Here is a 21,448-nt window from a genome sequence, read left to right on the forward strand (position 1 = left end):
TTCGGCCGACTAGATGCTAAAGCTATCGCGTCGACTCAACACTCCGACCAGCCACAGGACTCGCAGGTCTTGCAGCCCTCGGAGTAGTACAGCGTCATCGACCCGCAGTCGGGACACTCGGGGCTCTCCCCGGCGTCGATGAGCGACTGCGTGTCGTCGCTCGTCTCGTCGGCGACGGCGCCGCCGTCGGTCTCGCGATCGTCGTCGACGACCTCGGTCGCCACCTCGCTCTCTGCGGTCTCTTCGAGCGTCGCCTGTTGCGGGTAGGCCTTCTCGATGTCGCCGTCGAGGTACCGGCGCATCGCGGTGCCGATGGCGTCCGGGATGGACTGTATCTGCTCGCCCTTGTCCCAGGCGACCTTCGGACTGCGGATGCCCTCCAGTTCGTTGGCTATCTCCTCGGGGTCGACGCCCGAACGGAGCGCCGTCGAGATGGTCTTCGCCAGCGCCTCGGTGAACGAGGCGGTGAAGCCGCCGGAGTTGCCGATGTTGGCGAACAGTTCGAACGGCCGGCCCTGCTCGTCCTCGTTGATGTTGACGTAGAGTTTGCCGTAGCCGGTGTCGATGCGCTGGGTCACGCCGTGGAGCACGTCCGGGCGCGGGCGCTTGTCGGCGTAGGCGGCCCTCTCGTCGACAGTTTCGAACAGTCCTCCGACCTCGCGGTCGAGTGCGGCCTGCACGTCGCCGTTCTCCAGGAAGCCCTCGATGCCGCCGAATATCTCCTCGATCTGGGCGACGAGTTGCTCGGCCGCCTCGTCCTCGTCGGCGAAGTCGGCGTTGTCGGCGCGGGTGGTCAGCACCTGCTTCGAGCGCGTGCCGTCTCGGTAGACGGTGACGCCCTTGCCGCCGTTCTCGTAGATGTACCGGTACACCTCGTCCATGTCGGAGACAGTGGCGTCGTTCGGGAAGTTGCAGGTCTTCGAGATGGCGGAGTCGACGCCGTTCTGGCAGGCACACTGCACGGCAGCGTGTTCCTTGCCGGTGAGGTCCTGGGTCGTCACGAACAGTTCGGTGATGCTGTTCGGCACCGACGAGAGGCTCTCGACGCCGTCGAACTCGTTCGCGGCCATCTGCTCCTCGGCCTCGGCCTTGACTGCGTCGACGTCGATGTCGTTGGCCTCCAGCACGCGCAGGAAGTAGTCGTCGAACTCGACGAGCATCTCGTCGCCCTGCACGTCGTCGGAGACGTTCTTGTAGTAGGCGACGTTGTAGATGGGTTCGCAACCGCCTGTCGTGTTGCCGACCATCGAGGTGGTGCCCGTCGGTGCGATGGTCGTCGTGTTGTGGTTGCGGATGGTGAAGCCGTCTTCCCACTCCTCGGGGTCGAGGCCGGTGTGGTGCTCGAACCACTCGGGGTACTCGGTCGGGGTCGCGTACTTCGAGTCGCCCCAGTCCTCGAACGCCCCGCGCTCCTCGGCGAGTTCGTGCGAGGCCCACTTCGACCCGTGGTTGATGTGGGTCATCAGCTGGTTCGCGACCTCGTTGCCCTCCTCGGAGCCGTACTCGATGCCGAGCTGGACGTAGAGCTGTGCCAGCCCCATGATGCCGAGTCCGATCTTGCGCATGTCCCGGACCTTCTCCTCGATCTTGGCGACCGGGAAGTCGGACATCGTGACGACGTTCTCCAGGAAGCGCGTGCCGTACTCGATGCGGTGGTCGAACTCCTCGTAGTCGATGGACCGGTCGAGGAACGCCTCGACGGCCGATTCGAGGTCGTCGTACTCGTCGGCGTGTCGCTCGCTCCAGACGCGCCAGTCCGGCGCGTCGAGGTCGGCCAGCGTCGAGAGGTTGATGTGGCCGAGGTTGCACGCCTCGTACTCCTCGAGCGGCTGTTCCCCACAGGGATTTGTTGCCAGAATCCTGTGTTCCGGGTGCTCCTCGACGTCGAACGAGTGCATCTTGTTCACCCGTTCGAGGTAGATGACGCCGGGTTCGCCGTTCTCGTGTGCGCCCTCGACGATGTCCTCCCAGATGACCTCCGCGGGCATCGACAGGACCTCGCCGACCTCGACGTACTCGCCGAGACCGAACATCTCGTACAGTTCCTTCGTCTCGGGCGTGGCGACGTGGGGGTCCCCGGTGCGCGGGTTGGTGAAGGTGAACTCGTCGTCGTTCTGGAGCGCCTCCATGAAGCCGTCGGTGACGCCGACGGAGATGTTGAAGTTGGAGAGATGGCCCTCGACGGCGTTCCGGAGGTGCTTCGGGACGCGGCCGTCCTCGTCGATGAGGTCTCGTGCCTCCTCCAGCGCGTCGGCGAAGGAGGTGTGCGTGTAGTCGTCGGGGTCGTTCAGTCGCAGGGTCTGTGCGAGCGAGACGTCCTTGTTCTTGGCGTGGATGAACTGGATGACGTCGGGGTGGGAGACCCGCATGACGCCCATCTGTGCGCCGCGTCGGGCCCCGCCCTGGGCGATGGTCTCGCACATCTGGTCGAACGTGCGCATGAACGTGATGGGGCCGGAGGCGATGCCGCCGGTCGACCCCACGGCGTCACCGTAGGGCCGAAGCCGCCAGAAGGCGTAGCCCATGCCGCCGCCGCTGTTGTGTGAGACTATGCCGTCCGTGACGTACTCGTGATTGTCCGCCACGGTGATGTCGTAGACGGTTTCGGGCTCGGACTCGACAACGGAGTCGACCTCGACGGTGTACTCGTCGCCGATGGTGTACGAGTCCCGCGGCGTCACCGACTCGATGCTCGACAGGCCGGTCTCACGACGTTCGTCGATGAAGCCGATGTCGTGGAAGAACGCGCGACGAGCGTCACCAGTCGTCGGGACGAGACCGTAGTAGGGGTGTGCGTCCTCGTCGCGGAGGACGGACTTCTTGACCGGGTAGCCGAGTCCCATCAGCAGGGTTGCGACATCGTCGATAGCTCGTTCGGACGAACTGTACAGCTTCGGATATGTGTCGTCGAGGAGGGTGCCGTCGGCGGTGAAGTAGCCCCGGAGGAACGCCTCGATGACGCTCGCGGGCGAACGCATGATTGCGTCGGGCACCTGTGCGGATCGGGCACCCGCTGGCTTGCAGTCGAAGTTAGCCTCCCACCACCGTCTGATCTCGTGACTGTTGATGCCGACCTCGTAACAGCCATCGGCGAACGACGTTGCCGTCGCAGTCCCGAACAGCTGTCGGGAGAGCTGGTCGATGTACTCGGCGACGCTCTCGCGTCCGACGTGGAAGCGGACTCCGTCCTGGTGCCATGAGCCATCACCGACCCACAGACCGACGAGTTCGGCGAGGTCTTCGGTCAGCGATTCGGGCTGGGTGACGGATTTGACGGGCGTTCCGTTGACATCCAGCCCTTCGCGGGCACGGAACTGACCAACCGTCGCGGCCGAGACATCGAGGTCGTCGGATATTTCGCCGTCGGTGTGTCCTTCCCGATATAGTTCGAATGCGGTGGAATCGTCGAACGACGTGGAACCGGGCTTTCTGCCACCGTTTCCGTTCGGTGGAAGATCCAGTTCGTTGGACCGGCGTCGCTGAACGGTCGATTTCCCACAGTCCAGTCGTTCCGCGATCTGATAGTCGCTGAATCCCTGCTGGTGCAACTCGACAATAGCATCGTTCGAAACCGTCCGCTGTCTGTCCCACTGCGCACCGCTGTCGACGACGGTGAGTTCGGGGACATCTCGGTCCATCTGTCGAAGCCAACCAAGCGCGTAATGGACCGATTGGCCGGGGTCGATCTCGTCGAGTCGGACCCACTCACCGTCGACCTCGATACGATGGTTCGGTGTCCCGCGGATGGAACGGCCGTTCGAGAGGGTAACCGTAAGCGTCGGTGCGTCCTCGTACTCGTGGGTCTCCTCGACGGGCTTGTACTGGAATCCGGATTCGGTTCGCTGAAGCACACGGTCTCCGGCTTCGACGGCGGAAACGCTGACGGTCCCCTTGTCTTCGACCGTGATGGTCGACTCTGCTGTAAGACACTGGAACACCTGGGCGGCCTCCTTGGCGGTCTGGTGGATGTCGTCGATGTCGTCGTCGGGCGAGTCGACGAAACACGCGGAGAGTTGCTGGAGTTCGTCGCCGGCGTTCATGAGCGTCGGCGAGTTCGGCATGAAGTCGAGGTGCTCCATCATGCCCTGGAACTCGTCGGCGACGGCCTCGACGTGCGCCCGGACGTCGTCGGAGAGTTCGGGGACGACGGTCTCGTAGGCGAACTTGTTGACGTTGTAGATGCTGAGCTCGGTCTCGGCGTCGTCGTCGGGGGTGACGCCTGCCCCGAAGACCTCCGCGGCCAGTTCGTCCCGGCGCGGGTGGTCGGGTTTCAACTGGTCGGGGGTCACCGTGATGGTCTCCTCGCGGTTCCGTGCCTCGTAGACCGCCTCGGCGAGCGCGATGTTCTTGCCCACCCGGTCGAAGAGGTCCTCCTGCTCCTCGACGAGTTCGCCGTCGGCGTCCTTCCGGAGGTATCTGGCCGGAAGGATGTTGTGGTACGCGTTCGAGGTCAGGCGCTCTTCCAGCGTCTCCCCCGCCGTGCGCTTGACCGGTAGTTCGAGTTCGTCGGCGGAAAGTTCCGGCCGACTCATGCGTGCTCCTCCCCGCCGACAGCCGCCCGCTGTCGGCAGAATTCTTCCCCAAAGTGTTGTGTCGTTTGCATTGTTCGTGACGAAGATTGGTTACGCGATGGCCCATCATAAATGGGCGGGATACGACTTTCCTTGCACTAGCGCAAGTGTGCTTGCTCTCCGTCGTTACCACTCGTCCGGTTACTCGTGACGCCGGAACTTGTAGCAACGACAGTCAGTATAGTATAACCGGCCACGTGGTAATAACCCCACGGAAACCAGAGTGAAAGTGACCGGCAGCTGAACGCATCGACTAGTGCCGGTTGGTCGTCGTTTAGTTTCGCCCTCATCGTTATGTGTGTACGCTCCAACTAGCGAATATGGGAGGACCGTTCGCCCTGCTACCGCTGCTGACTGGCGTCGAAGTCGCCGGTGCAGTCGTGCTACTGGTCGTGGTACTGGCCGTCGTCACCAAACTGCTCAGTCTGCTGTACCGCATCGCCGTCAAGGTCGTCGTCATCGCCATCGCGGCCGCCATCGTGCTGTACGCCCTCTCGTTCGTCGGCTACGACCCGATGGGTGTCCCGCCAGTCTTCTAGAGTCCGTCGAGGAAGTTCTCGACCACGTCGTGTCCCCGCCCGGTGAGCACCGACTCCGGGTGGAACTGCACGCACTCGATGGGGTACTCGCGGTGGCGGACCCCCATGACGAGCGTCCCGGTGGGGTCGACGTCCGCCTCCCGCACCCCGCCGTCGGGGGCCGCCGAGGACCCGTCCGTCGGTGACGCCTCGTGGTCGGTCGTCGCCGACACCTCGAAGCAGTCCGGCACCTCGGTCGCCACCAGCGAGTGATAGCGTCCGGCAGAGAAGCCCTGCTCGATGCCGGCGAAGACGCCGCGCCCGTCGTGGTCGACGGGCCAGGCCTTCCCGTGGACCGGTTCGGGTGCGCGTCCGACGGTCCCGCCGTAGGCGTAGACCGCGGCCTCGAGGCCGAGGCAGACGCCGAACGTCGGTACCTCGGGACTCACCTCGCGGAACACGTCGGGCGTGACGCCGACGTCGCGGTCGTTCTCCGGGTGGCCCGGTCCCGGGGAGACGACGACGGCGTCGGGGTCGAACGCCCGGACCTCGTCGACGCTCGCCGTGTTCCGCAGGACCGCCGTCTCGGGGTCGGCACCGGCCTCCAGCAGCGACGACTCGACGTACTCGACGAGGTTGTACGTGAACGAGTCGAAGTTGTCGACGAAGAGGACCCGTGTCACCGCGACACCTCCGGCGCGGCCTCCCCTCGTTCGCGTTCGATACGCCGGAGCGACGCGAGGACCCCGTCCATCTTCGCCTCGGTCTCCTCGAACTCGGCGCTCGGGACGCTGTCGGAGACGATTCCCGCGCCCGCCCTGACGGTGACGCGGTCCAGGCCGTCGGGCGTCGCGTGGCGGTCGACCGTGGCGGTCCGGATGACGATGGCGACGTCGGCGTCGCCCGTCCAGGAGTAGTAGCCGACGCCGCCGCCGTAGACCCCCCGGGCGTCCGGTTCGAGGGCGTCGAGGACCTCCATGGCCCGGATCTTCGGCGCGCCGGTCAGCGTCCCCGCGGGGAAGGCGGCCCGGGTCGCGTCGAAGGCGTCGTACTCACCGCCGAGTTCGCCGGTCACCGTCGACTCGATGTGCTGGACGTGGCTGTACTTGAGGACGTTCATGAACTCCTCGACGCGGACGCTCCCGGGCGATGCGACCCGGCGGACGTCGTTGCGGGCGAGGTCGACGAGCATCGTGTGTTCGGCGCGTTCCTTCTCGTCGGCGAGCATCTCGCCGGCCAGTCGGCGGTCCTCGACCGGACTGTCGCCACGTGGACACGTGCCGGCGATGGGGTTCGAGACGACGCGCCCGCCGCCGACGGAGACGAGCGTCTCGGGACTCGCGCCGACGACGTGTCTGTCGCCGTGGGCGAGCAGGTACATGTACGGCGACGGGTTCACCTCCCGCAACGCGGCGTAGAGGCCGAGGGGGTCGCACTCCCCGACGAGTTCGCGCGTCCGGGAGACGACGCCCTGGTACACGTCGCCGTCGAGGACGTGTTCCTTCGCCCGTTCGACGGCCTGCTCGTACTCCGACTTCGGCCCGGCGGACTCGTCGTGGCGGACGAAGCCGCCGGGGTCGGGCGCGTCGGCGTCGGCCAGCACGCCCGCGACGTAGTCCGTCTCGGCGACGTGGGCGTCGTGGACGGCACCGGCGTCCTCGTCGGCGCGGACGACCGGCGTGACGACCAGCGACACCTCGTCGGCGTGGTGGTCGAAGACGAGCGTCTTCGTCGTCAGAACGAACTCGGCGTCGGGTACGTCGGTCTCGGGCCGGTCCAGGCCGACCTCCTCCAGGAACAGGTCGTAGACCGCCTCGTACGCCAGGAAGCCGACCAGACCGCCGTCGAGTTGCTGGCGGTCGGTGTCGGGGAAGCCGACCGGTTCGGCCGCCGGCATCGCCGTCCTGAGCGCGTCGAGCACGTCGTCGCCGTCGGGGTCGACGAGGCCCTCGTAGCGCTCGTCGCGCACCTCGACGGCGGCCTCGTCGCCGACGACCCGGACGACGGCGGCGGGGTCGTAGCCCACGAAGGAGTACCGGGCGTGTCGGTCGCCGTCGCCGGGCGGCCGGAAGGCGCCGTCGGGGTCGCTCGAGGCGGTCTTGCCCGCACTCTCGAGCAGGAATGCGTGCTCCGCGTCGGCCGACAGCGCGGCGTAGGCGCCCAGCGGCGTGGTGTCCACGTCGAGTGTCGTCTCTGCGCGCACGACCGCCGGTCGGTCGTCGGTCGCGGCGTCGGCGACGAGGTCGACGAACGTCTCGCGGTCGGGTACCAGTCCGCCGAAACCGCCGTCCTTCATGGCGTCACCGTCGGGCGTCGATACCGCCGGACCGCCGCGACGAACGCCTCGACGGCGTCGTGGTCCTTCACGCCCCCGGCCGACTCGACGCCGCTGGCGACGTCCACCGCGAACGGGTCGACGGTGGCGACGGCCCGGGTGACGTTCTCCGGCGTGAGTCCGCCGGCGAGGACGACCGGGACGTCGAGGTCGGCGGTCGCCGCCCGGGTGCGACTCCAGTCGTGCGTCTCGCCGGTCCCGCCAGCGCCCTCGGCGTCGACGGAATCGACGAGCAGTCCGTCGGCGACGTCGGCGTACCGGTCGGCGGTCCCGGGGTCGGTCGCGTCGACCTGCTTCAGCAGGCGGGCGTCGACCTTGGACCGCAGGTACGCCACGTCGCCGGGGGTGAGGTCGCCGTGGACCTGCACCACGTCGGGGTCGACCGAGTCGACGAGTTCGACGGCGCGCTCCGGGGCGTCCGGCATCGTCACGAGGACGGTCGTCACGAACGGCGGGACGCTGTCGACGAGTTCGACGGCACGCGCTTCGGACACCTCGCGCGGCGTATCGACCGGCACGTCGACGACGAAGCCGACGGCGTCCGCCCCGGCGTCGACGGCCGCCTGGACGTCCTCTTCGCGCGTCAGGCCGCAGATCTTGACGCGGGTCATCGTGCGACCGCCGTCTGCAGGTCGGCGAGGCGGTCGGCCGCGCTGCCGGACTCGATGGCCTCGCGGGCCCGTTCGACGCCCGACGCGAGCGTGTCGGCCTCGCCGGAGACGTAGATGGCCGCGCCCGCGTTGGCGAGGACGACGTCGCGCTTCGCCCCGGTCACGTCGCCCCGGAGGATGCCGGTCATGTCGGCGGCGTTCTCCTGCGGGCTCCCGCCGGCGACGGCCGAGACCGGCGCACGTTCCAGTCCGAGGTCGGCGGGCGAGAGGGTGTACTCCTCGATGGAGTCGCCGGTGACCTCTGCGACGACCGTCTCGTCGTGGAGCGCGATCTCGTCCATGCCCGACCCGTGGACGACCAGCGCGCGTTCGACGTCCATGCGTGCGAGTGCCCGCCCGAGGACTGGCACGAGGTCCGGGTCGTACACCCCGACGACCTGCGCGTCGGCGCCCGCGGGGTTCGTCAGCGGACCGAGGACGTTGAACACCGTCCGGATTCCGAGTTCCTTCCGCGGGCCGATGACGGCCTTCATCGCCGGGTGGAACACCGTCGCCAGCATGAACCCGATGCCGTCGTCCTCTATCTGGGTCTCGACGGCCGACGGTTCGGCCTCGACGTCCACGCCCGCGACCTCCAGCACGTCCGCGCTCCCCGACGACGAGGAGACGGAGTAGTTGCCGTGCTTGGCGACGGGGACGCCGGCACCACTCGCGACGAGGGCGCTCGTCGTGGAGACGTTGATGGTGTCGTAGTCGTCACCGCCGGTCCCGCAGGTGTCGACCAGCGGCGCGCGGTTCGGCGAGATGGTCCGCGCCGCCGCGCGCATCCCCTCGGCGAACCCGGCTATCTCTGCCTCGGTCTCGCCTTTCGCCCTGAGCGCCGACAGCAACGCGCCGATCTGTGCGTCGGACGCGTCCTCGAACACCTGTCCTGCCGCCTCGCGTGCCTCGGCCTGCGTCAGGTCCCGACCGTCGGCGACGCGTTCGATGTAGGTCTGCATCATGAGTCACTGATGTATGATTCAGTCTTACGATGCACAAATCCGTACATCGACTTAAGGGTATCGTCGGCGTCACGACGGCCGGGTTCGAGCAGGTGGTGCGTCCACCGGCCACGGTCGTCCGACGGAACCGGTGCGATGGAACCGACGGTCGCGCTCGCCCCCGTCACGCGTCGGACGCGCCGCCGTCTCCGTGTCTGACTCCCCCACGGAGCACCCCAATCGAAACCCTTTTTTATACCAGCGGTAAACGAAGAACTGCACGCGACGGAGGACCAGTGCGCCACCGGGTTGGTGGTCTAGTCTGGTTATGACACCTCCTTGACATGGAGGAGGCCGGCAGTTCAAATCTGCCCCAACCCACTGCTTTTGCGACGAACTACCCGCGAGGCACAAGTTTATGTCGCCGGGCAGTTCGAACTCGGGAGCGGAACGAACGGAGTGAGTGGAGTGACCAAAGTTCAAATCTGCCCCAACCCACTTCTCGTACCACGATTCGACGAGTGACGAGTCCGGGTTCTGGACTGTCGTTGCGCAGGTCTATCTATCATCGTACCCCGGTCGGACCGTCACAGCTGTGGTTGCGACGAGCAGCGTCGGTCGACCGACCGGGACACAGCACGGTTTTACGCGCGTCGGACCTACCCCGACCGGATGACCGACGAGGTACCCGGTACCGGAGACGTGGCGGCGAACCGAGACGAGGTGGTCGCGCAGGTGCGGGACCACGCGGGCGACATCGCCCGGGAACTCGCGCTGTTGCAGGGCGGCGACTACGGCCGCGAGACGTTCTCGACCGAGGGGGGTGAGTGGACGGTCAAGTACGAGGGCGGCGCGCTGGAGTACCTCCTGTTCGACCCGTCGTCGGGGTCGCCGGTCTACGTCGTCTCGACCAAACAGCCCGCAGAACCGACGGCCCTCGCCCGGGCGATGGACGACTACGACGCCTTCGTCGCAGCCTACGGCGAACACGTCCGGTCGCTCGACGGCGTCCTCGACGACGTCTCGACCGACTTCCCCGAGGTCGAATCGACCGCCGACGTCGTCGCACAGCGGGACCGCATCGTCGACCGGATCCGGGGCGTGGCGGACGAGATAGCCGGCCAGCTCCACCGGTACGACGGCACGGACTACGCGACGTTCTCCGTCCGGGCGGCCCGGACGCGCTGGGAACTGAAGCGTGAGGAGAGTCGCGTCTCGTACCTCCGCGTCGGCGGCGAGGGCGGCGTCTACCTCGTCTCGCAGTACGGGCCGCCGTCGCCGGACGAGGTGCGGGAGTACGCGCCGAAGTTCTCGGCGTTCGTCGAGGCGTACAACGACCACGTCGACGACCTGGAGTCGGCACTCGACGGCGTGACCCTGGAGGAAGCGTAGTCGTCGCGGTTACTGCCGGTCGAACTCGGTACCGCAGTCGCCACAGATGGCGCAGTTGCCGGGCGTGGTTCGCTGGGGGGCGACGGCGCCGCACTCGTCGCACAGCATGAACAGGCGCTTCTCCGGCGGGACGCCCGCTTCGAAGGTCATCTCGACCCAGGCGTCGGGTTCGTCGGGGTCGAAGATGCGGACCCCGTCGTCGGTGCGCGTCCAGTCGTATGCCGGCTCGTCGGTGTCTGGTGCGGCGCTCGCCGCGCGCTCTGACATCGTCACCACGTTCGACGCGACGAACTATAACGCTGCTGATAAATTTGAACACGGAACCGAGTTAACCGTCGGTTTTTAGCCGGGGCGGATGGACCGGTGGGGTATGACGCTCGACCCGGTGCACTTCGAGGGCATCGCGGAGCTGGCACGGCGCATCCGCTACGACGTGGACGAGTCCGACCACCGGGAGTTCGCCGAGACGGTGTGGGAGGACTTCCTCGACCCGCTGGTCGACGGCGGCCGGACCGTCCTCGAACCGGTCGGCGAGCCGACACGCCACGTCGCACCGGTCGAGGACGTGGCGCTGACGGCGTCGCCGTTCGACACCGTCCACGGCCTCGACTCGGGGACCATCAACCCGACCACGTTCACGAACGGACTCGTCCTCGACATCGCCCAGGCCGCGATGTCGGCGTCGCCGTCTGACCTCGACCTGCACCGGGCGCGGACCATCGTCATGACCGTCCACACGAACGACGCGACGGTCGACGTGAACGAGGACGACTGGTCGAAGGGCGACGAGGGCTACATCCGGTCCCAGATCCGTCACGTCCCCTACGTCAACCGGTTCGTGGAGGGCGTGGTCCACGCGCTGGCGCTCTACCTCGCCGAGTCGTGTCACGCGCTCGCGCAGGCGGGGAAGGTCGACGACCTGCTCGTCCTCGACGGGCCGCTGTACCCGAAGGGTCTGCTCCGGTGGGCCGACCGACACCCCGAACTCGCCGCCCTGCTGGAGGAGGAGGACCAGCCGCGGGAGGTGGTCTCGAACTACGTGGAACTCGTCGAGACGTTCGTCGAGCGCGACGTGCCCCTCGTCGGATTCGTGAAGAACCCCGGTTCGAAGGTGATAACGCGAACCGTCCGGGCGAAGGGCGGCCACGCGCCGTGGGTCGACGACGCGGCGTTCTTCGGGCGCATCCTCGAACGCGGCGAGGTCGACGGCGAGGGCGGGTACGACCGCGACACGGGCGTGCTCACCTGTACGAACTGGTTCCGGTCCCGCGGCGGCGTCGACCGGGTGCTCTCGACCGACGGGGACGCCCTCGGCGTCGACCGCAAGCTGGACGCCGCGGCCTACGAGGTGACCTTCTGTGCCATCTACGACCCCCGCGATGACATCGTCTACCGGCTGGAGGCACCCTACGCCTTCACGAAGGACGAGGAGACGCGCGAGGAGCTGCGCCTGTTCGCCATGCGCGAGGTCGCCGGGGAGTCCGGCCCGCCGCGGGCCGTCGCCAGGGCCGACGAAATGGCACGCATCAGCCGCGACGAGAAGGCTGCACTCAGGGAGACGCTGGAGGAGAGCTTCGACGCCCGGCGCGACGGCGAGTACGACGAGTTGCGCTGGGGCGAGACGTAGTCGACGAACGGGTCAGGCCAGTTCGGCCTTCTTGACGGTGACCTCGACGTCGTCGGGGTCGACGCCGATGCGGGCGAACTGCGTGCGGACGTGCTCCTCGGCGGCCGTGACGGCCTGGTCCTTCGTGTCGAACCCGCGTGGCATAGGCGTCTCGAACGCGATGTGGACGTCCTCGCCGTCTATCTGCTGGACGGTCCCGCCGCTCTCGACGGCGTAGAACTCGTCGCAGACCCAGACGTACGGGGCGTCCTCGTCGGGGGCACCCTGGAACTGCGGGGCCTCCTCGCCGCGTTCGTAGATGGTCCCCGTCAGGTCCGTGCCGCCCGCACTGCCGCGTACAAGTAACATGAGTCGTGGTACGCAGGCCGCCCGGATAAGCGCGCCGGGAGGACGGCGGCCACGAGTCCGCGGCCGCGGGGCGGGGATTTATCTCGCTCCCTCGCACGAGAGTCGTGTATGACAGACCTCGGTGACTTCGGTGACTTCGAGGCGAGCGACGACGACGCCTCGTCGGACGCGGGTGACGACGCTGCCGGGGTGGCAGCAGGCGACGACGGCGACGACGACGGGTTCGAATCGCTCGACGTGTCGCCACGAGGGAGCGACAGGGGCATCGGGACCGTCGCCGTCTCGGAGGGCCTGCGCATCGGCGAACGCGAGGACGACACCCGCCTCCGTGCCTACGTCACGACTGGGAACCGGCCCCAGGTCCGCATCGGGTCGTACCTGCTCGTCCCCTACCCCGACGGCGAGCGCCTGTTCTGTCGCATCACCGGCCTGGAGTACGCACAGGCCTTCCACGCGGACGACGCCACCGAGATTCACGCCCGGCGTGCGATGCGACGGGACGGCATCGACGAGGCGGACTACAAGTTCATGGCGACGCTGGAACCGATGGCCGTGCTGTTCGAGCAGGACGGCGAGCTGACCCGCCGGATGGTCGACCGGGTGCCCAAACCAGAGACGGTGGTCCGCGAGGCGTCGGACACGACCGAGATAAAGACGGGGCTGAAGATGCCCGAGGAGGGCGTCTTCGTCGGCCACCTCTCGGTCGGCGGCGAGACGGTGACGACCAGCGCCGAACCGCCGACCATCGACTACCGGTTGAAGGACGACTACGAGTCGGGCGACCCACTCGTCTTCCGCCACACGCTCGTCGCCGGGGGGACCGGGTCGGGCAAGACCCACGGCGCGAAGAACCTCCTCCGGCAGTACCTCGCCGAGGGTCGCGCCTACCCGATGGAGGACGGACGGACCGTCCGGCCGTCGCTCGTCGTCTTCGACCCGCAAGACGAGTACGCCCAGATGCACGACGACAACCCGGCGATGACCGACGAGTTCGCCCGCCGCCTCGACCGGGAGGGCGTCGCCCACGGGGGTATCGACGACACCGTCGCGTTCGTGCCGAAGGTCGGGGACGCGACCTACGCCGCCGACCACCACCGGGCCGAGCAGGTCGAGTTCACCGTGCCGTTCTCGATGGTCCGGGGGAACCCCTGGCTGGTCGCCGGGGGCGGCCTCAACGACAACCAGTACAACGCGCTCCGCCTCCTGCTCGACCGCTTCTTCCAGCAGTACGGGGACGAGGGAACCTACGACCAGTTCACCTCGTTCCTCGACGACCCCGCGTTGCGCGAGGAACTCGACGACACCGGCCGGGTGCACGAGGCGACGTTCGACGCCGTCGGCCGTCGCGTCCGTGGGTTCGGCCACGTCTTCGACCAGGCCGCCCGCCCCATCACCGACCTCGTGCGGGAGTTCGTCAGGCCCGGGGGCGTCACCGTCGTCCCGACGTACCACGTCTCGGACTCGCGGGCGACCGAGGTCGTCGTCCTCGCCGTGTCCAGCCTGCTCATCGACCAGAAGCTATCGAACGACCCGCGCTACGACCGCATCAAGGAGACGCCGGTCGTCCTTGGGATGGACGAGGCACACAACTTCCTCACCGACGCCGAGACGACGCAGGCCCGGCGAGTCATCCGCAAGTTCACGGAGGCCGCAAAGCAGGGCCGGAAGGAGCGCCTCGGCCTGTTCCTCATCACGCAGGACCCCCAGGACATCGCGGACTCGGTGTTCAAGCAGGTGAACACGAAGGTGGTCCTCAACCTCGGTGACGAGGACGCGATCAAGTCCGTGAACATCCCCCCGGCGCTGGAGGACAAGGTGCCGTACATGGAGAAGGGACAGATGGTCGTCTACTCGCCCGACAACTCCGAACCCGTCGAGTGCATCGGCCTGTCGACGTGCGTGACCGAACACGGTCGCTGACCGGGTTCGGCGAGGCTTTTACTCGGCGGGCGTGCTACGTTACGGCATGCCGCGTCACGTCCTGGTCGCGTACGACGAGTCCCCGCAGGCCAAGAAGGCGCTGGACCTCGCGATACGGGAGTTCGGCGACGCGAAACTGTCGGTCCTGCACATCATCGACCCGGCCGAGGCCGGGTCCGGTCGGCGCTTCTCGCTTCCCACGTTCCCCCAGGAGTGGTACGAGAACGCCCGCGAGGACGCCAACCGACAGCTCGCGGAGGCGAGCGACCTCGCGACCGAGGCGGGTCTGGAGGTCGAGACGGCCGTGGTCGTCGGTCGAACGGCCCGGAGCATCGTGGAGTACGCCGAGGAGAACGACTGCGACCACATCGTGACCGGGAGCCACGGGCGCTCGGGCGTGTCGCGCATCCTCCTCGGGAGCGTCGCCGAGACGGTCATCCGCCGGTCGCCGGTCCCCGTGACGGTCGTCCGCTGAGGCCGGTCCCGGGAGCCGTCCGGCGGAGGCCGCCCACCGGTCGGTCCCCCCGTCGCTATCCGGGGGGTTTTAGCCCCCGTGCCGGGTACCCCCGGGTATGAAGGTCGGTCTCGTCGCCCAGAAGGACAACGCGCGGGCGGCCCATCTCGCGGACCGGCTCCGACAGATGCTGCGCGAGCGAGACGTGACGGTCGTGGTCGACACGGCCACGGCCGAGTCGCTGGGCGTGCCCGGCGTCGACCCGTCCAGCATGCGGGACGCGACGCTCGCGGTCAGCATCGGTGGCGACGGCACGTTCCTGTTCACCGCCCGTCGCGTCGGGACCGTCCCCATCGTGGGCGTGAACCTCGGGGAGGTCGGGTTCCTGAACGCCGTCTCGCCCGACGACGCACTCGACGCCGTGCGGACCGAGATAGAGCACTATCGCGAGACCGGCGAGGTCCACGCCAGGGAACTGCAACGCCTGCACGCACGCGGGGACGGCTGGGACCTCGACCCGGCGGTCAACGAGATCGTCGTGCAGGGCCCCCAGCGCGGGCACGGTAACGGCGGGTCGTTCGAGGTCCGGGTCGACGGCGAACTCTACACCGGAAGCGACGCCGACGGCGTGCTGGTCGCCTCGTCTGCCGGGAGCACGGCGTACAACATGAGCGAGGGCGGCCCGCTCATCCGACCCGAGGTTGACGCGGTGGTCGTCACCGAGATGTGCGCGGGCGACCCGATGCCGTCGCTCGTCTCGGCCGCGGACAGCACGGTCGCCATCAGGGTCGACGACGCGCCGTTCGCCTACGTCATCAGCGACGGCCGCGCCCAGCAGCGCATCGACCCGCCGACCACCGTGACCGTCGAGCGAGCCGCCGCCCCGGTTCGACTGGCCGGCCCCCCGAGCGAGTTCTTCAAAGCGCTGAACAAGTTGGATTGAACCCCAGATACGGGCAATCGCTCCGACTTTCGAAAGCACTAATCGACTCAGTGCCCAGGCTACTGGTAATGAGCGAGCAACTTCCCGACGTGCAAGCGTCGAGCCCCGACGTGACCGTCGGGTTGAGCCAGGTCGGCGTCACGGGCGTCGAGAAGCTGGTGAAGCTGGCCCGTCCGGACAAGCGACCGATAGTCCTGATGGCGGAGTTCGAGGTGTTCGTCGACCTCCCGTCGTGGCGCAAGGGCGCCGACATGTCCCGCAACATGGAGGTCATCGACGAGACGCTCGAAGCCGCCACCAGGGACGAGGCGTACCGTCCCGAGGACGTCTGTGGAGACGCCGCAGAACGCTTGCTCGAGAAACACGACTACACGACCAGGGCGGAGGTCCGCATGGAGGCCGAACTCATGACGCGCGAGCAGACGCCCGTCTCCGACAGGGAGACCCAGTCGACGGTCGACATCATCGCCGCCGCGACGGCGACCGAGGAGGGCACCCGCGAGGAGATCGGTGCCCGCGTGGTCGGCATGACGGTCTGTCCGTGTTCACAGGGCATGTCCGCCGCACGCGCACGGAACGTCCTCGACGACCTGGGCGTCGACGACGAGACCACCGAGGCGTTCCTCGACCAGGTACCCCAGCCGGGTCACTCCCAGCGCGGGCACGCGACGCTCACCGTCGAGAGCGAGGGCGCGCCGGAGGTCGACCTCGAGGACATCATCGAGGTCGCACGGGACGCGATGTCGGCGCGCATCTACAACCTGGCCAAGCGACCGGACGAGGACCACATGACCTACCACTCGCACGCCAACGCGAAGTTCGTCGAGGACTGCGTGCGGTCGATGGCCGAGGACGTGGCGGCGAAGTTCCAGGACCTGCCGGACGACGCCGTCGTGACGATGAAGCAGTCGAACGACGAGTCCATCCACCAGCACAACGCCCACGCCGAACGTGTCGTCGAGATGGCGACGCTCCGGGCCGAACTCGACGCGGAGCACTGATTCTCTCGCCGGCCCCCACCACCCGAAAAGACAACCGTTACGGGCGGGGGTGTTCGAGTGCTCGTATGGCAGACCCGGCGACGCTCGCGGAACGTGTCCGCGAGGGTGAACTCAGGCTACACGAACTCGAAGCACACGCCGACCACGAGGACGCTGCGGCGGCGCGACGACTCCTTCTCGAATCGGAGACCGACGCGGAGTTGGCCGTGACGGGCGAGTACGCGTTCGACGCGGCGGACGCGGAGTCCAACGTCGAGAACATGTACGGGGCGACCCAGTTGCCCCTCGGCGTGGCCGGCCCGGTGACCGTCGACGGCGGTGCGGCCGACGGCGACTACTACCTTCCCCTGGCGACGGCCGAGGGCGCCCTCGTCGCGTCCGTGAACCGCGGCCTGTCGGTCCTCCAGTCGGCCGGCGGCGCGAACGCTCGCGTCACCAAGACGGGGATGACGCGAGCGCCGGTGTTCCGCGTCGACGGCGTCGTCGAGGCCGCGACGGTCGTCGAGTGGGTGCGCGAGAACGAGGCCGACCTGGCGGCGGCCGCCGAGGAGACGACGAGCCACGGCGAGTTGCTCGACGTGACGCCCTACGTCGTCGGCGACTCGGTCTACCTGCGGTTTCGCTACGACACCAAGGACGCGATGGGGATGAACATGGCGACCATCGCCACCAGGGCGGCCTGCGAGGTGGTCGAGGCGGAGACGCCGGCGACGCTCGTCGCCCTGTCGGGGAACCTCTGTACCGACAAGAAACCGGCGGCCATCAACGCCGTGGAGGGGCGCGGTCGGTCGGTGACCGCGGACGTCCTCGTCCCGACCGACGTGGTCGAGGAGCGCCTGCACACGACGCCGGCGGCCATCGTCGAGGCGAACACGCGGAAGAACCTCGTCGGGAGCGCCAAGGCGGGCTCGCTGGGGTTCAACGCACACGCCGCGAACGTCGTCGCGGCGATGTTCCTCGCGACGGGGCAGGACGCCGCCCAGGTCGTCGAGGGAGCGAACGCCATCACCACGGCCGAGGAGCGCGAGGACGGCCTGTACGTCTCGGTCTCGCTGGCGTCGCTAGAGGTCGGCACCGTCGGGGGCGGGACGTCACTCGCGACGCAGTCGGAGGCGCTCGACGTGCTCGGCCTGGCCGGTGGTGGCGACCCCGCCGGGTCGAACGCCGACGCGCTGGCCGAGGTCATCGCCGCCGGGGCGCTGGCCGGCGAACTCTCCTTGCTCGCCGCGCTGGCGTCGCGACACCTCTCGTCGGCCCACGAGGAACTCGGTCGGTGAGGTGACGGTCGGTCGAGGACGCTGGCCCCGGTCGGCGTCCGCACCGTCGGCGTGTCCTCACAGCAGGCGGTAGCGGCCCCTGTTCTCCGAGACCGCTCCGCGACGGGTGAGCGTCTGCAGGGCGCGTTCGACGTAGTCGGCGGGGACGCCGCGTTCGCGGGCGTAGTCGACCACCTCGTCCTCGGTCGGTCGGTCGAGTTCGCGCAACGCCTCCCGGACCGTCTCCTCGCGACTGGTCGACCCGCCCGTCGCCGTCGCTCGCTCGCCGGCCTCGGCGATGGACTCGGCGTCGAGTCCCGACCCGTCGAGGTACGTCTCGTCGTCCACCACCCCGTCGGCGACCTGGTCCTCCAGGTCCGCGAAGGAGTCGACGCTGGCGAACGCCTCGCCCTCGTCCTGTCGGTTCGCGAGCATCGACGCCCGGACCTCGCGGGCGTGGTCGAGGTCCTCGGTCGAGAGGAACGAGCGGACCTTCGAGAACGTCCGTCGCGTCCCACAGGTGCCACACCGGGTGGTCTCCGGTCGCCCCTCGACGATGCGCAACGCGCTGCACTCGCTACACCCGACGACGTGGTACATACCAGGGATTCGGGCCGCATCGGGTTTGAATCTTCGTCCCGGTCCGGGGGAACGCAGAAGCAGACGGCGTGAGACCAGACTCCGGTCGGGGCGAGGTCGCGGTGTCGCCCATCTCGGTCGCGTGGAACGCGCCGTCGACGTCGTTGGCTTACGCCAGGTCTTCGATGTTCGAGACGACCTCGTCGGTGTACTCCGTGGTCGAGAGCTTCTCGCCGCCCTCGATCTGCCGTTCGAGGTCGTAGGTGACCTTGCCGGCGGAGATGGTCTTCTCGACGGCGTCGCGGATGAGCGTCCCGGTGTCCTCCCAGCCCATGTACTCGAACATGAGACGGCCCGAGAGAATCATCGCGGTCGGGTTGGCCTTGTCCTGGCCGGCGCGCTTGGGCGCACTGCCGTGGACCGGCTCTGCGAGACAGCGACCCTCGCCGAAGTTCGCGCCGGGCGCGATGCCGAGGCCGCCGATCTGGGCGCCCGCGGCGTCGGAGAGGTAGTCACCGTTGAGGTTCGGCATCGCGAGGACGTCGAACTCGTCGGTGCGCAGTTGCATCCACTGGAGCATCGCGTCGGCGAGGCGCTCCTCGACCATGACGGCGTCCTCCGGGATGTCGACCTCGTCCTGCTCCTCCCAGAGCGAGTCGGGTGCGGCGAAGACGACGTCGTCGGGGTACTCCTCGTCGGCGACCTCCATGCCCCAGGTGCCGAACTGCCCCTCGGTGAACTTCATGATGTTGCCCTTGTGGACGAGGGTGACCTTGTCGCGGTCGTTCTCGATGGCGTAGTCGATGGCCTCGCGGACGAGGCGCTTGGAGCCCTTCTCGGAGATGGGTTTGAGGCCGAGGCCGATGGGGCCCTCGTGCATGATGCCGTCCATGCCCATCTCGTCCTCGACGAATTCGCGGACCTTCTCGACGTCCTCGGTGCCCTGCTCCCACTCGATGCCGGCGTAGACGTCCTCGGTGTTCTCCCGGAAGGTGACCATGTCCATCTGCTCGGGTGCCTTCATCGGGGACGGGACGCCGTCGAGGTAGTAGGTCGGGCGGACGTTCGCGTAGAGGTCGAGCGTCTGTCGGAGCGCGACGTTCAGCGAGCGAAAGCCCGCGCCGACTGGCGTCGTGAGTGGTCCCTTGATGGCGACGCGGTGCTCTCGGATGGCGTCGACCGTCTCGTCCGGGAGGTTGACGTCCTCGCCGTACCTGTCGCGGGCCGACTGTCCGGCGTAGACGCGCATCCAGTGGACCGTCCGTCCGGTGGCCTCCGCTGCGGCGTCGAGGACCTTCTGGGCGGCGGGACCGACGTCCTGCCCGATGCCGTCGCCGTGGAGGATCGGGATGATAGGCTCGTCCGGGACGGAGAGGGTTTCGCCGTCGGCCGTGATCTTCTCGCCTTCCTCGGGTAGCTCGATATGCTCGTACTCGGAGCTCATTGTCGTATGAATCGACGAACAGTGCGCCTAAAAGGTCTATCATTCGCCGTTCCCGGCAATACTCGCACGTCCGGTTCGACGGTCGTCACGTTCGACCGGTGGACCCGGTGCTGGAGTCGCGCATCGCCGCCGGGAGACCGGGGCGATTATACCGACGCTCCGCCCACCCGTGGGACGTGCAGGTGATCGTCCACGGCGGGGCGGGGTCGCCCCCCGACGCGCCCGCCGACCGGCAGGCAGTGCTCGACGAGGCGGCGGCGACCGGGGCCGAGGCCCGGACGCCGGTCGACGCGGTCGAACGCGCCGTCCACGTCCTCGAATCGTCGCCGCGATTCAACGCCGGGGTCGGTGGCGCCGTCCAGTCCGACGGCGTCGTCCGCACCGACGCCGGCGTCATGACCGACGACCGGTCGGCCGGCGCGGCGTGTTCCATGCCCGGCGTCGAACACGCCGTGAGCGTCGCCCGCGTCGTCATGGAGGAGACGCCCCACGTCTGCGTCTCCGGCGAGCACGCCGTCTCGCTGGCCGAGGCCTTCGACGTGGAGACCGGCGTCGACCTCTGGAGCGACCGGACCCGCGACCGATGGGCCGACGAGGACGTCCCGGAGGGCGGGCCGCGCGAGCACCTCGACTACCTCCAGTCCCGGTTCGGACGGACCGACCCCGACGGCAACGCGTCGGAACACGACCACGACACGGTCGGCGCCGTGGCGAGCGACGGCGACCACGTCGCCGCCGCCACCTCGACGGGCGGGCGCTGGCTGGCGCTCGCGGGGCGAGTCGGCGACGTGCCGCAGGTCGGCAACGGCTTCTACTGCGCGCCCGCCGGCGGCGCGTCCGCCACCGGCGCCGGCGAGGACATCGCCCGGGTCACGCTCTCCCGCCGCGCGGTCCGCCACCTCGAATCGGGCTGTGACGCACAGGCCGCCGCGGACCGCGCCATCGAGGCGTTCGGCGAACTGACCGGGTCATCAGCGGGCGTCATCGTCCTCGGGCGCGACGGGTCTCTCGGGAGCGCGTACAACTCCGACGCCATGCAGACGGCCGTCTCGCGGTAGCCGGGGGGTCGGTCGTCGCCGTCCACGTCGTGCTGGTTTCGACGCACGCCGACATCGACAGGGGAGCGGTGGTCCGGACGGGTACCCACTGCGCCTGGTTCCAGCTCCATCCCCCGTCGTCCCTCTGTGCAACCACGTCGCACGCGTGATTCGCTAGCTTTCGACGGGCGTCGTAGAGGGGCTTTATGACCGTCGAAGTAGTCCGTCTATACATGCTCGAACAGGTTCAGCACAGCCGGAGGCGCGAGTGTCCGAACTGTGGGACGACGACGGTGAACGTCCAGGGCGTCGACGCGTGCCCGCGTTGCACCTGGTGCGACCGGTGACCGACAGTCGTCCGCTTCGGGCGACCAGTCGGTCCAGTCGGTCGACGTAACCAGTCTTCCACCCACGCAGGCTCACCTCTGT

The 21,448-nt window shown here is 68.3% G+C and carries 17 protein-coding genes, 1 tRNA gene and 3 pseudogenes; 10 read left to right on the plus strand and 11 right to left on the minus strand.

What is annotated here, in order from left to right:
* Window positions 1-35: 35 nt before the first annotated feature.
* The 3 pseudogenes from ACSC1W_RS06710 to ACSC1W_RS06720 form a co-directional block, all read right to left on the minus strand.
* Window positions 36-2,540, minus strand: a pseudogene (locus tag ACSC1W_RS06710) (adenosylcobalamin-dependent ribonucleoside-diphosphate reductase); the annotation flags it as partial.
* Between the two features lie 24 nt (window positions 2,541-2,564).
* Window positions 2,565-3,938, minus strand: a pseudogene (locus tag ACSC1W_RS06715) (LAGLIDADG family homing endonuclease); the annotation flags it as partial.
* A pseudogene (locus ACSC1W_RS06720) lies at window positions 3,930-4,532 on the minus strand (ribonucleotide reductase N-terminal alpha domain-containing protein); the annotation flags it as partial. The pseudogenes ACSC1W_RS06715 and ACSC1W_RS06720, both read right to left, overlap by 9 nt.
* Window positions 4,533-4,891: 359 nt before the next feature.
* On the opposite strand from ACSC1W_RS06720, the gene ACSC1W_RS06725 reads away from it, so the two are divergent.
* The gene (locus ACSC1W_RS06725; RefSeq protein WP_435346164.1) at window positions 4,892-5,110 is read left to right on the plus strand and encodes a hypothetical protein; all 219 of its coding nucleotides are present in this window, start codon (window positions 4,892-4,894) and stop codon (window positions 5,108-5,110) included.
* On the opposite strand, the gene trpG is transcribed toward ACSC1W_RS06725, so the two are convergent.
* From trpG to trpD, 4 genes are read right to left on the minus strand one after another with little or no spacing between them, the layout of a single operon-like run.
* Entirely contained in the window at window positions 5,107-5,772 is a 666-nt protein-coding gene (gene trpG, locus ACSC1W_RS06730; protein WP_435346165.1) for an anthranilate synthase component II, read from the minus strand. The genes ACSC1W_RS06725 and trpG overlap by 4 nt on opposite strands.
* Window positions 5,769-7,385, minus strand: coding sequence for an anthranilate synthase component I (gene trpE / locus ACSC1W_RS06735; RefSeq protein ID WP_435346166.1), 1,617 nt, complete (start codon window positions 7,383-7,385; stop codon window positions 5,769-5,771). Before trpE ends, trpG begins: the two co-directional genes overlap by 4 nt.
* Window positions 7,382-8,035 carry a phosphoribosylanthranilate isomerase gene (locus tag ACSC1W_RS06740; protein ID WP_435346167.1) on the minus strand — a complete coding sequence of 218 codons (654 nt, stop codon included), beginning with the start codon at window positions 8,033-8,035 and terminating at the stop codon, window positions 7,382-7,384. The genes trpE and ACSC1W_RS06740 overlap by 4 nt, the downstream gene beginning before the upstream one ends.
* A complete protein-coding gene (gene trpD, locus ACSC1W_RS06745) occupies window positions 8,032-9,036 on the minus strand; it encodes an anthranilate phosphoribosyltransferase (protein WP_435347667.1) in 1,005 nt (334 codons plus the stop codon). The genes ACSC1W_RS06740 and trpD overlap by 4 nt, the downstream gene beginning before the upstream one ends.
* A gap of 288 nt (window positions 9,037-9,324) precedes the next feature.
* Here trpD and ACSC1W_RS06750 point away from each other — a divergent pair.
* Window positions 9,325-9,399 (plus strand) — tRNA-Val (locus ACSC1W_RS06750).
* A 291-nt stretch (window positions 9,400-9,690) separates the two neighbouring features.
* Window positions 9,691-10,410, plus strand: a complete 720-nt coding sequence (locus tag ACSC1W_RS06755) for a profilin-fold protein (RefSeq protein WP_435346168.1) — start codon at window positions 9,691-9,693, stop codon at window positions 10,408-10,410.
* Window positions 10,411-10,419: 9 nt separating this feature from the next.
* On the opposite strand, the gene ACSC1W_RS06760 is transcribed toward ACSC1W_RS06755, so the two are convergent.
* Window positions 10,420-10,677 carry a hypothetical protein gene (locus tag ACSC1W_RS06760; protein ID WP_435346169.1) on the minus strand — a complete coding sequence of 86 codons (258 nt, stop codon included), beginning with the start codon at window positions 10,675-10,677 and terminating at the stop codon, window positions 10,420-10,422.
* 103 nt (window positions 10,678-10,780) lie between these two features.
* Here ACSC1W_RS06760 and ACSC1W_RS06765 point away from each other — a divergent pair, with 103 nt between their 5' ends.
* Window positions 10,781-12,037, plus strand: coding sequence for a DNA double-strand break repair nuclease NurA (locus ACSC1W_RS06765; RefSeq protein ID WP_435346170.1), 1,257 nt, complete (start codon window positions 10,781-10,783; stop codon window positions 12,035-12,037).
* Window positions 12,038-12,049: 12 nt separating this feature from the next.
* Here ACSC1W_RS06765 and ACSC1W_RS06770 read toward each other — a convergent pair whose 3' ends face one another.
* On the minus strand, window positions 12,050-12,385 hold the full coding sequence (locus tag ACSC1W_RS06770) for a DUF7113 family protein (protein WP_435346171.1): 336 nt from the start codon (window positions 12,383-12,385) through the stop codon (window positions 12,050-12,052).
* Window positions 12,386-12,493: 108 nt separating this feature from the next.
* On the opposite strand from ACSC1W_RS06770, the gene ACSC1W_RS06775 reads away from it, so the two are divergent.
* The 5 genes from ACSC1W_RS06775 (at window position 12,494) to hmgA (ending at window position 17,980) form a co-directional block, all read left to right on the plus strand.
* Entirely contained in the window at window positions 12,494-14,305 is a 1,812-nt protein-coding gene (locus tag ACSC1W_RS06775; protein ID WP_435346172.1) for an ATP-binding protein, read from the plus strand.
* A gap of 46 nt (window positions 14,306-14,351) precedes the next feature.
* On the plus strand, window positions 14,352-14,780 hold the full coding sequence (locus tag ACSC1W_RS06780; protein WP_435346173.1) for a universal stress protein: 429 nt from the start codon (window positions 14,352-14,354) through the stop codon (window positions 14,778-14,780).
* A gap of 97 nt (window positions 14,781-14,877) precedes the next feature.
* The gene (locus tag ACSC1W_RS06785; RefSeq protein ID WP_435346174.1) at window positions 14,878-15,702 is read left to right on the plus strand and encodes an NAD(+)/NADH kinase; all 825 of its coding nucleotides are present in this window, start codon (window positions 14,878-14,880) and stop codon (window positions 15,700-15,702) included.
* Window positions 15,703-15,770: 68 nt separating this feature from the next.
* Window positions 15,771-16,703, plus strand: coding sequence for a GTP cyclohydrolase MptA (mptA, locus tag ACSC1W_RS06790; protein WP_435346175.1), 933 nt, complete (start codon window positions 15,771-15,773; stop codon window positions 16,701-16,703).
* 65 nt (window positions 16,704-16,768) lie between these two features.
* Entirely contained in the window at window positions 16,769-17,980 is a 1,212-nt protein-coding gene (gene hmgA / locus ACSC1W_RS06795) for a hydroxymethylglutaryl-CoA reductase (NADPH) (protein WP_435346176.1), read from the plus strand.
* A 57-nt stretch (window positions 17,981-18,037) separates the two neighbouring features.
* On the opposite strand, the gene ACSC1W_RS06800 is transcribed toward hmgA, so the two are convergent.
* Window positions 18,038-18,559 (minus strand): DUF5817 family protein, encoded by a 522-nt coding sequence (locus tag ACSC1W_RS06800; RefSeq protein ID WP_435346177.1) that lies wholly within the window; start codon window positions 18,557-18,559, stop codon window positions 18,038-18,040.
* 148 nt (window positions 18,560-18,707) lie between these two features.
* A complete protein-coding gene (gene icd / locus ACSC1W_RS06805; RefSeq protein WP_435346178.1) occupies window positions 18,708-19,982 on the minus strand; it encodes an isocitrate dehydrogenase (NADP(+)) in 1,275 nt (424 codons plus the stop codon).
* 176 nt (window positions 19,983-20,158) lie between these two features.
* Between icd and ACSC1W_RS06810 the strand changes: the two genes are divergently transcribed.
* Window positions 20,159-21,040, plus strand: coding sequence for an isoaspartyl peptidase/L-asparaginase (locus tag ACSC1W_RS06810; protein WP_435346179.1), 882 nt, complete (start codon window positions 20,159-20,161; stop codon window positions 21,038-21,040).
* The last annotated feature ends 408 nt before the right edge of the window (window positions 21,041-21,448 follow it).

The organism is Haloarchaeobius marinus (genome assembly GCF_051207415.1).
Taxonomy (GTDB): domain Archaea; phylum Halobacteriota; class Halobacteria; order Halobacteriales; family Natrialbaceae; genus Haloarchaeobius.